Below are 13,880 nucleotides of genomic sequence, written 5' to 3'. Positions count from 1 at the left end.
AGACTCCTTCTCTCTCGTATACACGGAAAACGCCCCTCCCTGCCGGCATGGTGCTCGGCTGAGAGGGGCATTTTCCTCCAGTGCAAGTGGAGAGATCAGTTGAATTTGAAGATTTTCTGGGCGATGCGGTAGCCTCCCAGGCAGATCTTGCGGCCGACAGCACCGGGCAGATCGCACAGTCCCGCCAGCGAGAGCCGGCAGCGCTTGTACAGGCGCTGGTCACGATGGCGCATATACGCCCACAGGATCTTCTTCTTTTCCAGGGCCTCCGCGCTGCCGTCCATGGTAAGGAAGACCATGGAGATGGTCATCATCATGAACAGGTAGTTGAACATATAAGCCCGCAGCTTCTTCTGCTCCGGCGGCAGGGCGTAGAGATCCACCGCATCGATCATGATCTTGGTGACCAGAACCTGCTGATCCACCCGCTTGACCATGATCTTCTCGTTGACGCTCTGGTCCTCGCGGCCGATGAAGTAGCGATAGAGGTCCAGATTGAGATAGTACAGCGTCTGCACATAGGGCAGCGGCTGGTAGACAAAAATGTTGTCCACATAGAAAGTATGTTTGGGCAGCTCAATGCCGCAGTCCCGCAGAACCTGAGTGCGGTAAATGACACTGTGCATCAGAATGTTCTGGCTCGGCGGGAACTTGCCGCACTCCTGCCAGACAAAGACCCGGTCCTGGGGCATAATGCCCTTGTAGGAAATGACGTGGCGGGTATTGTCCGACACATGCTCATAGACATAATTGCACAGCAGCAGATCCACCGGCTTTTCCATCTCGGCGAACTTGCGCAGGCAGTCCATGACCTTCTGCAGGGCGTCGCCGTCCAGCCAGTCGTCCGAATCCACCACCTTGAAGTACATGCCCTGAGCATTGCGGATGCCCTGGTTGACGCCCTCACCGTGGCCGCCGTTTTCCTGATGGATCACGCGCACAATATCGGGGTATTTGGCGGCGTACTCATCCGCAATGCGGCCGGTATCGTCCTTGGAGCCGTCGTCCACCAGAATGATCTCCGCTTCCTCACCGGCAGGCAGCAGCGTCTCGATGCAGCGGTCCATATAGTCGGCGGAATTATAGCACGGCACGGTAAAGGTGATCAGTTTCATAAAAATGTTCCATCCTCTTTCTTGTAGTGATTCGGTCCGGAATCATGCCCGTATGGCAGCGCACCAGCTTGCCCAGTCGGTCAGCACATCGTCGGCCTCCCGGCGAACCTCCGGCCAGTGGGGCCGGGTATGAGAATCCAGCACGCCGATGGTGGCAAAACCCGCCTGATGTGCTGTGTGTACCGCCACCGCGGAATCCTCAAACACCATGATCTGTGCAGGCTCAGCCCCCAGTTTTTGGGCGGCACGCAGGTAGACCTCCGGCCCAGCCTTGCCCTCGGGCGTCTGACAGGACAGCGTAAAGGCGAACCGGTCCAGAATGCCGAACTGCTCCAGAGCTGCATCCACCAGAGGCTTCTCGGTGCCGGAAGCCACGCACATGGTAATGCCCCGGTCTTTCATCAGGTCGAGAGCCTCCCGTACACCGGGTTTGAGTGTGGCTATGGTACCGTATGCCCTGCGGGCACGGTCACGGATCTGCCGGGCAAGCTCCTCGGGTGTGACCGGCAGGCGGCACTGCTCCACAAAATAGGCGGCGGCGCCGTCGATGGTCATGGTCATCGTCTCATCTCCCTGGCGCGGCGTGTAGACGGCATCCCACTGGGCCAGCAGCCCCCTGGCGACCTCGTCCCACATGCCGGAAGAATCCAGCAGAGTGCCATCCATATCCAGAATGGCATACGGCAAAAGCTGCACGATGATTTCCTCCCATTTCTCGGCAATCAGGTCATACTGCTAAAAGTGTACCTTTTTTTGGACAAAATTACAAGAGGACGAATGAAATTTACCGGTCCAGGACTTCCTTGCACAGGCTTTTTCCGGCAGGATTTCCTTGTCTCCGCGTCAAATAGGCGCCGCCGGTCCGGCCGGCCTCCTTTTTTCCACAAAGCGGCAAGCACGGTTCTTTTGCGCGGTTTCCTCCCGCTCCGGGGGTACCGGCACCTTTGGCAGCGGGACATGACACCGCTCAGGCGCAGAGTTCACGCCAGGCCTCCTCCATGGTGTCGGCAGAAAACAGAAATTCTCCCGATGCATCATACACTTCGATATGACCGCCCACATTCCGAAACTGATTTGCCATGGTTCAGACCACCTTTCTTTTCTTTGATTGCAGTATATCAGAAAGAAAGGGTCATAAACCGGATTTTCAATCATTTGGCAGCCTTCAAGAGTACAGTTATTCGGTCTTTCATCGACCGGCACCGGCCCTGGCGGGCAGCTGCATCAGACGCATGGAAAGCAGCAGCCAAAGGCACAGGATGTACCACAGCATGGTGTATTTGGGGCAGACATAGCCGAAGAGGTTGCCCCACTCGGCACTGTAGTCCCACACTCGCACCTTGAGCAGATGAGTGCAGAATATCCCCCCGAAAAACTCCATCATGCTGATGCCTGCGGCACCGATGCCCGCCCCAGCCAACACGGGCAGGCCAGGACGCGCCCCCAGCCAGGCCAGGCAGCAAAAGCTGATCCCCCCGGCAAAAAACATGGTCCAGTGGGTGACGCCCCGCCATGCCACCTCCGCCGCCAGATAAGCGGCACCGCCCATCACAAACAGCATCATTTTTTCAAACCACCGCATCGCAGACTCTCCCAAAATAAAAATTTCGGCTGCCGACCCGCCGCCGGGTGGCAAATCCGTCTGCTTTATTGTGCGCCGGATGGCCGCAAAGTAACCGAATCGTAATGAATCTGGGGATTTTTTCCTGTGGAGACAAAAAACGGACCGCCGGGGAAGCAGAAGCCTTCCCGGCAGTCCGGTATTGCGTTGTTTCCGGCCTGTTTACGGCGCTTACTTGGACAGGCGCTTGAGCAGCTCGCTGCGGGTATCCCACAGTTTCTGGCTCAGGTCCACATAGTAGCGGTGGGGATTTTCAAAGCGCTTGACTTCATCCCACAGGGTATTGACCTGGGCCTTGCAGAATTTGCGAATGTCATTGAGGTCCGGCGAGGTGTAGACCCGCTGGCCGTTTTGATAGATGGGTGTGGACAGGCAGCGTGCCGTGCAGTTGACGTAGGTGCGTTCCTTCCAGGTTTCCACCGGGTCAAACAGCGTGATGCCGTTTTTGGTCTCCACCATCTCGTCCGCCATGGTGATCAGGTCGGCCATGGCCTTGCCGTCCTCGTCATAAATACGCCAGACCTTTTTCAGGCAGGGAATGGTCATCTTCTCCGCCGTTTCGGACAGCTTCATCCTGGGAATATACTCACCGGTCTTCTCATCCTTGACGGCTGCCAGCTTGTAGACGCCGCCGAAGACAGGGTCACTCTTGGCGGTGATCATGTTCTCACCGATGCCGAAACTGTCCACCCGGGCCCCCTGCAGGATCAGGTCACGGACCAGGTACTCGTCCAGACTGTTGGAGGCGCAGATGGTGCAGTCAGGGTAACCTGCGGCATCCAGCATCTTGCGGGCCTTCTTGGACAGATAAGCGATGTCGCCCGAGTCGATTCGGATACCCTTGGGACGCTTGCCCATGGGCTTGAGCACCTCGTCAAAGACGCGGATGGCGTCGGGCACACCGTGGCGCAGCACGTTGTAGGTATCCACCAGCAGCACGCAGGCATCAGGATACATCTCGGCGTATTTCTTGAAGGCCTCATACTCGGTGGGGAACATCTGGACCCAGCTGTGGGCCATGGTGCCGGATGCCGGAATCCCGAAATCCCGCGCCGCCATGACGCAGGAGGTGGAACCGCAGCCGCCGATGTAGGCCGCGCGGGCACCGAAATAGGCGGCGTCATACCCTTGCGCACGGCGGGCGCCGAACTCCATAACCGGGCGGCTTTCCGCCGCACGGCAGATGCGGTTTGCCTTGGTGGCGATGAGGCACTGATGGTTGAAGGTGACCAGCAGCAATGTCTCCAGCAGCTGACACTCGATGGCAGGGCCTTCCACCGTGACGATGGGCTCATGGGGGAAGATGGGCACGCCTTCCTCGATGGCCCAGATATTGCAGTGCAGCTTGAAGTTTTTCAGGTAGTCGAGAAACTGTTCATTGAAGACACCGGTGGAGCGCAGGTAGTTGATGTCCTCCTCGGTAAAGCAGAGGTGGTCCACAGCGTCCATGAACTGCTGCAGGCCTGCCATGATGGCATAACCGCCGCCGTTGGGCACGCGGCGGAAAAACATATCAAAGACTGCGATCTTGTCCTGATACCCCTCGTCCAGATAGCCCGCCGACATGGTCAGCTCGTAAAAATCCGTCATGGTGGTCAGATTGCGTTTGACATCCAGCATAAATATCAGCTCCCAGTATTTTGATGCTCAGGCAATGCCCGGGCACCGGCAAACAAACGACCGTGCGGCGCCAAATTGATATACTCGGTGCCGCGGGGCCGATACGACTTGGGGTTGGCGCACCGTCACTGGCGGCGCTTGGGCCCTCGGTTGCCCTCAATGAGGATGGCGCACACCCACACAAAGGCATACACCGCCACAACAATCATGGTCAGAATGACAACCACCTTGAAATAGGTGCCGGAGAAGAATTCCCCTACTTTAGTCAGCGTGTACAGCACCTGGTTGCGGGCAACTGTACTGCCCGCGATCAGGTCGACGGTGCCCAGTTTTTCCCCGTTGATGGAAAGAGTCACCGTGCCTACCACATCCCCCTGCTCGATGGGGGCGGTCAGGTATTCCGGCAGGGAGAAGGTCTGTTCCGTCAGCGCCGCGCCGCCGTCTGCGGGCAGCAGCGTCATCATGTCATCCGCCGGGTAGAGCATGATGGTGTCCGTCTCAGTAGAATAGCGAATGGGCCGCTCGGTGATGGGGCGGGTGGTATCCAGAGCCGACTGGATGGTGAAGGTCTGGAACACCCAGTCCATCAGGGTGCCTGTCTCGGTCAGGGCGGGACGGGGGTCTACCTCTTGGTCGGCGGAACTGTGCAGCAAAACGCTGATGTAGGTTTCCCCGTTCTGGGTATGCCAGCTGGCAAAGTTTTGCCAGCCTTCACTCAGGCTGCCGGTCTTGCCGCCCTGGGTGTAGGACCGGTAATAGGTCGTACCCTGGGTCAGCATTTTGTTGGAGGAAAGAATGATATAGGGTTCCGGATGCTGGGTATTGGCGGGCATCCAGTAGCTGGAGGTCCCGGCAATCTCCACAAAAGCATCGTACTGGATCAGCGCCCGCAGAATCAGGTAGGCATCCCGGGCCGTGGTCACATTGCCGGTATCCAGGCCGCAGGGGTCGGTGAAAACCGTGCCCGTGCAGCCCAGGGCCTTGGCTTCCTCGTTCATCATGGCGACGAAGTTTTCCACCGTGCCGCCCATAAAAAATGCCGCTATATAAGCCGCCTCGTTGCCGGAGGGCAGCTCCATGGCGTACAGCAGATTGCGCAGGGTGACGGACTCTCCCGGACGGATATCCGCCAGAGAGGCTCCCGTCCCGTACAGGATGTCATCGATGGCCCGGGTCATTTCTCCCGTGGCGGTGTCCAGCTGATCCTGATAATTCTTAAGCAGCAGCAGCATGGTCATCATCTTGGTCAGGCTGGCGGCCGTCAGCTGCTTTTCGCTGTCCTTCTGGTACACCACAATGTTGGTGTCCAGGTTGACGATATAGGCTCCCTCCGCCGTGGGCTCAAAGTCGGGCGTATAGCCCTGCATGGCCGAGGCGGGTAGCGCCAGCGTAACGGCGATCACAAGCACGGCAAGAAAGCCGGCAAAACGTTTTTTCATAAGCAGGTTTGTTCCTTTTGCGTTTGGCGGACAGGTTACCGCAGGGATAAACGATACGAACAGTATACCAAAAATTTCCCGCCGAGAAAAGGGCAAAAGAGGCTGCCGATATTCGGAGCGCTCAGTTCATGGCCCCTGCCGAGGAAAACAGCCGTTCCACCTCATCGGCAAGAAGTTTGTGTTCGGGTTTTGCCAGGTTGGGGTCGGCAGCCAGCAGGGCTTTGGCCTCGTCCTGGGCCACATGCAGGGTGCGGGTATCCTGTACCAGGTCCGCCACATGCAGGGTGGGCAGGCCGTGCTGTGCCTCCCCGAAGAAATCTCCGGGGCCCCGGGTCTCCAGATCGTACTTGGCGATCTCAAAGCCGTTCTGGGTATGGCAGAGGAAGCTGAGGCGCTCCCGCACCGTTTTGCCCTCATTGTCCGAGATGAGGATACAGCAGGAGTCGGCGCTTCCCCGCCCTACCCGGCCGCGCAGCTGATGCAGCGCCGACAGGCCGAAGCGCTCGGCGTTCTCGATGACCATGACGGTGGCGTTGGGCACATCCACCCCCACCTCAATGACGGTGGTGGAAACCAGCACATCCAGCTCCCCCGCTTTGAAGGCCGACATGACGGAGTCCTTTTCTTTGGACTTGAGCTTGCCGTGAAGAAGCCCCACCCGGCGGCCGGGCAGCAGCGGACAGACGGTCTGTTCATAGTAGGTGGTGACAGCCTGAATGCCTGCGTCCATCTCATTCTGTTCAATGGCCGGGCAGACAATGTAGACCTGATGCCCCGCGGCGATCTGTTTTTCCAGATAGCCGTACATATCCCGCCGTTTGCGTCCGGTGATGAACCAGGTCTTGATGGGTTTGCGGCCGGGGGGCAGTTCGTCCAGCACCGAGATATCCAGGTCGCCGTAGAGCAGCAGTCCCAGGGTGCGCGGGATGGGGGTGGCGCTCATGACCAGCAGATGGGGGCTTCTGGCCTTGCCTGCCAGCAATCCCCGCTGCCGCACGCCGAACCGGTGCTGCTCGTCCACAATGGCCAGTCCCAGATTTTTGAACTGCACCGCGTCGGTGAGCACCGCATGGGTGCCCACCACCAGCCCGGCACGGCCGTCCGCAATGGCGGAGAGGGCCACCCGGCGCTCGGCGGCTTTCATGCCTCCCACCAGCAGGGTGACGTTGACGCCGAAGGGTTCCAGCCGGTCGGCCAGGGTGGCGGCATGCTGACGGGCCAGCAGTTCGGTGGGGGCAAGCATGGCGCTCTGCCAGCCGTTCTGGGCAGCATGCCAGATGGCTGCCGCCGCCACCAGTGTCTTGCCGCTGCCCACATCTCCCTGCAGCAGGCGGTTCATGGGGACTTCCCCGCAAAGGTCGGCGCAGATCTCATTGCTGGCCCTCCGCTGGGCTGCTGTGGGTGCATAGGGCAGGCTGCGCCAGAAGGGCTCCAGGTCCACCGGATGCATGGGGGCCCCGGTCTTTTGCCGGCCGTGCCCCCGCATGAGGAAGATGCCCAGCTGCAGCACATAGAGTTCCTCAAAGATCAGGCGGCGGCGGGCAGCGGCTGCTTCCTCGAGGGAATGGGGCGCATGAACGCCTTTCACCGCTGCCGCGCGGGAGGGCATACGGTAGCGGGTCAGCAGTACCGGCGGCAGGGGGTCTTCCAGGTCGTCCGCCGCGCTGAGGGCAGCCTCCACACAGCGGGCAATGCGGCCGCTGGGCAAACCCTCGGTGCTGGCATAGACCGGCACCAGCGGCCCCGCCTGGACCTGCGCCTCGGTACGCACATTGGGGTGGAGCATCTCCCGGTGGGTCAGGGTGCCCCCCACCCGGCCCTCAAAGTAATAGCTCTGGCCGATGGTCAGGTTTTCCGCCGCATAGGAGGCATTGAACCAGGACAGGGTCAGGGTGCCGCTGTCATCCGCCGCCAGCACCCGATAGAGGGTACGCCCGCCCCGGATGCGCCGGGCCGGTTCCTTTTGCAGCACCTCCGCCCGGACGCAGCAGTCCACGTCATAGGGGGCCTCGGCCACGGTATAGGGTCTGGTATAGTCGATATAGCGGCGGGGATAGTGCAGAAGCAGGTCCCGCACCGTGCGGATGCCCAGTTTTTCAAACTTCCTGGCAAAGGCGGGACCTACTCCCTTCAAGTATTGGATGCTGCCGTCCAGTGCAGGCATGGCGGGACCTCCTTTCTGTCTGAATCATGCAGTTCCAGGACAGTTCCGCCCTGCCCCGGATTGCGAAAAAAGGACGAACCGGGATGCCGCTTTGCCGCGGCTCTCCAAACAGATTCGTCCTTTTTGGGTTCATGGAAAAATGATTACTCCACCGAGATCATATAGTAGTAGACCGGCTGACCGCCGCTGATGTGGCTGACCTCAATGTTGCCGCCGCACTTGGAGCGCACCAGATCGGTGGTCTTCTCGGCGTCGGCGTCGCTGATCTCGCAACCGGAGATGACCGTGATGAACTGGGTATCCTTCTTCTTCATGGAGCGGGCCAGACGATAGGTCATCTTGGTAATGTCATTACCGGTGGCCACGATCTTGCCGTTCTCCAGGGCCATGATCTCGCCCTTCTTGATGGTCTTGCCGTCAAACTCGCTGTCGCGGGCGGCATAGGTGATCAGGCCGGTGGCAACCTTATCGGCGGCCGCCATCATGTTGATGGCGTTCTCGTCGGCGGAAGTGCCCGGGTCAAAGTTGAGCATGGCGGTCATGCCCTGGGGAACCGTGCGGGTGGGCAGAACAATGACCTTGCGGTCGGCCAGCTTCTGGGCCTGCTCCGCCGCCATGATGATGTTCTTGTTGTTGGGCAGCACAAAGACCGTCTTGGCGGGGACGCTCTGGATGGCAGCCAGGATGTCCTCGGTGGCCGGGTTCATGGTCTGGCCGCCGGAGACGACCGCCTCCACGCCCAGGTCGGTAAAGACGCTCTTGAGGCCCTCGCCTGCGGCAACAGCCACAAAGCCGTAGTCCTGCTCGGGGTCCACAGCCGCGTAGACGAACTCGTCGGCGCTGCCGGCAGCGGCACGCTCCTCGGCGGCCGCCTGCTTCTCCAGACTCTTGCCCTGCTTCTGGCGGGCCAGGAACTGCTCATGCATGTTCTCGATCTTGAAGTCGGTCAGGTAGCCGTACTTGATGGCTTCGCTCAGCATCATGCCGGGGTCGGAGGTATGGACATGGCAGTTTGCCACATCGTCGTCCTCAATGACCACAACAGAGTCACCGTTGGACTCCAGGAAAGCGCGCAGGCGGGTGACGCTGGCGCCCTCATCTTTATGCAGCAGGAACTGGGTGCAGTAGCCGTTCTTGATATCCTCGACCTTCATAAGGTCATCGGCAAAGACGCCCTTGCCGGCCGCGGTGCTTGCAACCTTGGGCTTGGCGGCGACTTCCATGCTCTGGATGACCTCGCCGCCGTCAAAGACCTGTTTCATGCCCTCAAACACCAGCATGATACCCTGGCCACCGGCATCCACAACGCCGGCCTTTTTCAGCACAGGCAGCAGATTGGGGGTATCGTCCAGCGCCTTCTGGCCTGCGGCAAGAACCTCATCCCACAGGGCGGGAACTTCGGTCTGGGTGCTGGCGGCAGCAGCTTCGGCAGCCAGGCGGGTGACCGTCAGGATGGTGCCCTCGGTGGGCTTCATGACAGCCTTGTAGGCAGCGTCAACGCCCATCTGCAGAGCGCTGGCCAGGTCGGCAGCCTCGGCATTGGTCTTGTCCTTCAGCGCCTTGGAAAAGCCGCGGAACAGCAGGCTGGTGATGACGCCGGAGTTGCCGCGGGCGCCGCGGAGCATGGCGGATGCCGCGCACTTGCTTGCCTGCGCCACAGTGCAGTCGTCGGGCAGATTTTCCAGCTCAGGGCGGGCTGCACCGATGGTCATGCTCATGTTGGTGCCGGTATCGCCGTCAGGTACGGGGAAAACATTCAGTTCATCCACGCGGGTGCGCTGGTTGGAAATGTTGTTGGCGCCGGAAATCATTGCGTCACGCAGGATCTTGCCAGTAATCATGTAATAAACACCTCGTTGTTTGACTTTTACGATCAGATGCGCACAGCCATCAGCCGGCGACGATGTCGTCTACATAGACATCCACGCGGAAAACCTTCAGCCCGGTGGCATGCTCCACTTCATCGCGCACACGGTGGGTAATGCTTTGGGTAATGGAGGCAATGTTCAGGCCATACCCCACTGTGATGTGCAGCGCAATGCGAAGCGCACCGTTCTCCTCCTCCACCGTAACGCCCTGCTGCGGCAGGCTGCCGTGACGCAGCGCCGAACGCACCGTGCCGGACGCGGTGTTCTGGCCCATGGCGGCAATGCCGTAACAATTTTTTGCAGCCTGCGCGACCAGGCCCGAGAAATATTCGTTGGTCAGTGAAATGCTCCCGTAGGGGTTGACCTTGGTGATCATCGCCGATCCTCCTTACTATTGCAATCCACGCAACACCCCGTCCGGGGAAATTGCCTGTATAATCAGGTTTATTATACACCATCCAGCGCCGTTTGAACAGTGGTATTTTTACAGTTTCCTTTCATTTGTCCGCAGAATTTGTTCCTCCTTTTTCGTCAGGTTTTGTATGGGCAGATTTTACAATCCATTCACAAAGTTCCCATGGCAGGCGCGTATACTTTAATTGAAGAGATCGGCCGGCAAGCCCGATCACCCCGCCCGAAGCCCCCGTTCGGGACCGACATGACCACCTATTGTACGGCGGGAGCCTTTTCGTGGAACTCTGCACTGCCTCCTTGTCAGCGCGTTTGCAGCAGGGCGGATTTCTCACATTTTTTCGTCGGCATTTCGCTGTATTCTTGGCAGATTTACTTCATTTACCGCTTTCCGGCGGGCACAATGTTTTCCGTCCGGAAATGCCATGATCACAGAATCTGTCCTGTCATGCCGTGCTTCGTGCCCACACACTGAGCAAAGGAGACAACCCAATCATGAACCTGCTGTTTTTCCTGACCCCCAAGCAGGACGTACTGTTCGTCTACGAGGACTTTACTCTCCGGCAGGCACTGGAAAAGTGGTCCAATCAACGCTTTGCAACCATCCCCGTTCTGCGCCGCAACGGCGAGTACATCGGCACCATCAGCGAGGGAGATCTTCTCTGGGGCATCAAGAACATCCACGGTCTGGACCTGGATGCCAGCGAGGATGTTCCCATCTCCAGCTTCCCCCGCCGCCGCAATTACAAGGCAGTGCCTGTCACCACCGACATGCGGACCCTGGTGGAAGCAACCGTAGATCAGAATTTTGTCCCGGTTGTGGATGACCGCAATGTCTTTATCGGTATCGTTCCCCGTACCGCCATCATCAAATACATGCTGCGGCGAATGGACAGTTCCTCTGAAACGACACAGATTTCCACCCGCGCCATCAAGAAAAAACTGATGCAGCAGACCCATTCCTGATTGCTGCGTAAAAGCCCCGTTCCGGCTTTCCATGAAAACCGGGACAGGGCTTTCTTTTTGTCCGGCACAGCGGAGGTTTGGCGGACGGCGTTTTCCGCAGGTTCATTCTCCGGGGATGGTCCGCCCTGTCCTGCGTGCACACAAATGCAAAAAGCCCGCTGCGGGGCATAAACCTCGCAGCGGGCTTTTGTGTGCTAATTGAAGCGGAAATTACTTCAGCTCGACCTTTGCGCCGACCTCTTCCAGCTTCTTCTGGATCTCCTCAGCGTCAGCCTTGGAAGCGTTCTCCTTCAGCTTGGCGTTGGGGGTCTCGACCAGCTTCTTAGCCTCCATCAGGGAAGCACCGGTCAGCTCCTTGACAGCCTTGATGACCTGCATCTTGTTGCCGCCGACATCAGCCAGGATGACGTCGAACTCGGTCTTCTCCTCCTCAGCGGGAGCAGCAGCAGCGCCAGCAGCAGCGGGAGCAGCAGCAGCAACAGCGGAAACGCCGAACTCCTCGCAGATGGTGTCAACGAGCTCTTTCAGCTCAAGAACAGTCATAGTCTTGACAGACTCGACAATGGCAGTGATCTTCTCAGAAGCCATGATAGTTACCTCCATAAGTTTTTTATTTCGATCTCTTATGATCAAATTTTGTGGGGTCGCCGGCCATTATGCAGCCGGCATCAGGCAGCTGTTACGCAGCGGGAGTCTCCTCCTGCTTGTCGGCAACAGCCTGCAGGGCAACAGCCAGGCCGCCGATGATCCCGGACAGGGAACCGGCCAGCATGGACAGCAGACCTTCGCGGTTGGGCATGGTGGACAGGCTGCGAACACCTGCGGCGTCCATGACCTGACCGTCGCAGAAACCGCCCTTGACGGTGAAACGCTTGCTCTTGTCAGCGTCGGCGAACTTGCACAGGATACGAGCCGCGGCGGCGGGATCCTCCGGAGAGATCGCGATAGCAGTGTCACCCTTGAAGCACTCGGTCAGAGCCTCGTACTGGGTGCCCTTGACGGCGAGACGGAGCATGGTGTTCTTGACGACGGTGTACTCAACACCGGCCTCACGCAGTTCCTTACGCAGTTTGGTATCGTCAGCAACGCTGATGCCGTTGTAGGAAACGACAACACCGGCCATCGCGCTGGACAGCTTCTCGTTGAGCTCCTTGACATAAGCCTGCTTGGCAGCCAAAATCTTCTTGCTGGGCATTTTTCATTCACCTCATTTCATTTGTGGGATCAAAAAAGCCTCTTGCCCGGACATGCCGGGAAAGAGGCTGAAAATCGCATGAAAGCAAACGCCACGTTTCTCGGCAGGCAGGGCGAAACCCTTTATGCTGAAATCAGCACCTGCTGTCTTAAAAACAGCTTAATTATAATACCGCACAAACGCGGGTTTGTCAAGCATTTTTTAATCAGACACCGTACTTCAGGGTGTTGACGCGGACGCCGGGGCCCATGGTGGTAGCCACGGTAGCGCTCTTGAAGTACTGGCCCTTGGCAGCCGCGGGCTTAGCCTTGGCAATGGCCTCCAGAACGGTATCCAGGTTGGTCATCAGCTTGTCGGCGCCGAAAGAAGCCTTGCCGATGGGCACATGGATGATGTTCTGCTTGTCGAGACGGTACTCGATCTTACCGGCCTTGGCCTCGGTAACGGCACGGCCCACATCGGGGGTAACGGTACCAGCCTTGGGGTTGGGCATCAGGCCACGGGGTCCGAGGATTTTGCCCAGACGGCCGACACGGCCCATCATGTCCGGGGTGGTGACCAGAACATCGAAGTCCAGGTAGCCGCCCTGAATCTTGGCGATCAGGTCGTCGTCGCCGACCTCCTGAGCGCCGGCAGCCTCAGCAGCCTTGGCAGCGTCGCCTTTGCAGATGGCGATGACGCGGACGTTCTTGCCGGTGCCGTTGGGCAGAACAACAGCGCCACGGACCTGCTGGTCAGCGTGGCGGCTGTCAACGCCCAGGCGGACGTGCAGCTCAACGGTCTCGTCAAACTTGGCCTTTGCGGTCTGGCAGCAGAGGGACAGCGCCTCCTGCGGGTCGTAAACTTTGGTACGGTCGATCAGCTTAGCGCTTTCGGTATATTTCTTACCGTGATTCATTACTCATTCCTCCTGTGTGGTGGTTATCGGATCAATTCCTCCCACGTATTTGCGCGCAGTCATGCAGGGCTTATTCCTCGACGGTAACACCCATGCTGCGGCAGGTGCCCTTGATCATGCTGACGGCGCTTTCCAGGCTGGAAGCGTTCAGGTCGGGCATCTTCTGCTTGGCGATCTCCTCGGCCTGAGCCAGAGTGATGGAGCCGACCTTGTTCTTGTTCGGCGCGCCGGAAGCAGTCTCGATGCCGGCGGCCTTCTTGATCAGGACCGGGGCCGGCGGAGTCTTGGTGATGAAGCTGAAGGAGCGGTCAGCGTAAACGGTGATGACGACGGGGATGATGTAGCCCATCTGATTCTTGGTACGCTCGTTGAACTCCTTGGTGAACGCCATGATGTTGACGCCCTTCTGGCCCAGAGCGGGGCCGACGGGCGGTGCCGGAGTCGCCTTGCCGGCAGGGATCTGCAGCTTAATGTAGCCAGTGATTTTCTGTGCCATACTATTTGCACCTCCAAAATTTGTGGTGAGTTGCGGTCCGCGGCGCGGACCTCCCACGAGTACGCGCAGGCGCGCACTCTATAAAAA

13 protein-coding genes and 1 other annotated feature are annotated in these 13,880 nt (G+C 58.9%); of the genes, 1 reads left to right on the top strand and 12 read right to left on the bottom strand.

Annotated features, from left to right (window positions below; genetic code table 11):
* Nucleotides 1-95 precede the first annotated feature (95 nt).
* The 8 genes from INF35_RS00195 to INF35_RS00160 all read right to left on the bottom strand — a co-directional run bounded on the left by INF35_RS00195 (nt 96) and on the right by INF35_RS00160 (nt 10,203).
* Nucleotides 96-1,115, bottom strand: coding sequence for a glycosyltransferase family 2 protein (locus INF35_RS00195; RefSeq protein WP_193499582.1), 1,020 nt, complete (start codon nt 1,113-1,115; stop codon nt 96-98).
* Nucleotides 1,116-1,157: 42 nt separating this feature from the next.
* Nucleotides 1,158-1,811: an HAD family hydrolase gene (locus tag INF35_RS00190; protein ID WP_193499581.1), complete on the bottom strand. Its 654-nt coding sequence runs from the start codon at nt 1,809-1,811 to the stop codon at nt 1,158-1,160.
* Between the two features lie 493 nt (nt 1,812-2,304).
* Nucleotides 2,305-2,697, bottom strand: coding sequence for a putative ABC transporter permease (locus INF35_RS00185; protein WP_193499580.1), 393 nt, complete (start codon nt 2,695-2,697; stop codon nt 2,305-2,307).
* Between the two features lie 210 nt (nt 2,698-2,907).
* Nucleotides 2,908-4,356: a nicotinate phosphoribosyltransferase gene (locus tag INF35_RS00180; protein WP_193499579.1), complete on the bottom strand. Its 1,449-nt coding sequence runs from the start codon at nt 4,354-4,356 to the stop codon at nt 2,908-2,910.
* Nucleotides 4,357-4,481: 125 nt separating this feature from the next.
* Nucleotides 4,482-5,795, bottom strand: a complete 1,314-nt coding sequence (locus INF35_RS00175; protein WP_193499578.1) for a D-alanyl-D-alanine carboxypeptidase family protein — start codon at nt 5,793-5,795, stop codon at nt 4,482-4,484.
* A 121-nt stretch (nt 5,796-5,916) separates the two neighbouring features.
* Complete coding sequence (gene recG, locus INF35_RS00170; protein ID WP_193499577.1) at nt 5,917-7,959, bottom strand: ATP-dependent DNA helicase RecG; 2,043 nt, start codon at nt 7,957-7,959, stop codon at nt 5,917-5,919.
* 143 nt (nt 7,960-8,102) lie between these two features.
* Nucleotides 8,103-9,800: a DAK2 domain-containing protein gene (locus INF35_RS00165; protein WP_193499576.1), complete on the bottom strand. Its 1,698-nt coding sequence runs from the start codon at nt 9,798-9,800 to the stop codon at nt 8,103-8,105.
* Nucleotides 9,801-9,849: 49 nt separating this feature from the next.
* Nucleotides 9,850-10,203 carry an Asp23/Gls24 family envelope stress response protein gene (locus tag INF35_RS00160; RefSeq protein WP_193499575.1) on the bottom strand — a complete coding sequence of 118 codons (354 nt, stop codon included), beginning with the start codon at nt 10,201-10,203 and terminating at the stop codon, nt 9,850-9,852.
* Nucleotides 10,204-10,733: 530 nt separating this feature from the next.
* Between INF35_RS00160 and INF35_RS00155 the strand changes: the two genes are divergently transcribed.
* Nucleotides 10,734-11,204, top strand: coding sequence for a CBS domain-containing protein (locus tag INF35_RS00155; RefSeq protein ID WP_193499574.1), 471 nt, complete (start codon nt 10,734-10,736; stop codon nt 11,202-11,204).
* Between the two features lie 210 nt (nt 11,205-11,414).
* Here INF35_RS00155 and rplL read toward each other — a convergent pair whose 3' ends face one another.
* From rplL to rplK, 4 genes are all read right to left on the bottom strand, one after another.
* Nucleotides 11,415-11,792: a 50S ribosomal protein L7/L12 gene (rplL, locus tag INF35_RS00150; RefSeq protein WP_193499573.1), complete on the bottom strand. Its 378-nt coding sequence runs from the start codon at nt 11,790-11,792 to the stop codon at nt 11,415-11,417.
* A gap of 91 nt (nt 11,793-11,883) precedes the next feature.
* Nucleotides 11,884-12,399 carry a 50S ribosomal protein L10 gene (rplJ, locus tag INF35_RS00145; RefSeq protein ID WP_193499572.1) on the bottom strand — a complete coding sequence of 172 codons (516 nt, stop codon included), beginning with the start codon at nt 12,397-12,399 and terminating at the stop codon, nt 11,884-11,886.
* 22 nt (nt 12,400-12,421) lie between these two features.
* Nucleotides 12,422-12,570 (bottom strand) — a sequence feature (ribosomal protein L10 leader region).
* A gap of 34 nt (nt 12,571-12,604) precedes the next feature.
* Nucleotides 12,605-13,297, bottom strand: coding sequence for a 50S ribosomal protein L1 (gene rplA / locus INF35_RS00140; RefSeq protein ID WP_193499571.1), 693 nt, complete (start codon nt 13,295-13,297; stop codon nt 12,605-12,607).
* A gap of 70 nt (nt 13,298-13,367) precedes the next feature.
* The gene (gene rplK / locus INF35_RS00135) at nt 13,368-13,793 is read right to left on the bottom strand and encodes a 50S ribosomal protein L11 (RefSeq protein ID WP_193499570.1); all 426 of its coding nucleotides are present in this window, start codon (nt 13,791-13,793) and stop codon (nt 13,368-13,370) included.
* Between the last annotated feature and the right edge of the window lie 87 nt (nt 13,794-13,880).

Origin of the sequence: Gemmiger gallinarum (assembly GCF_014982805.1) — a bacterium.
Taxonomy (GTDB): Bacteria; Bacillota; Clostridia; order Oscillospirales; family Ruminococcaceae; genus Gemmiger; species Gemmiger gallinarum.
This window is presented reverse-complemented; position numbering and strand designations above follow the sequence as displayed.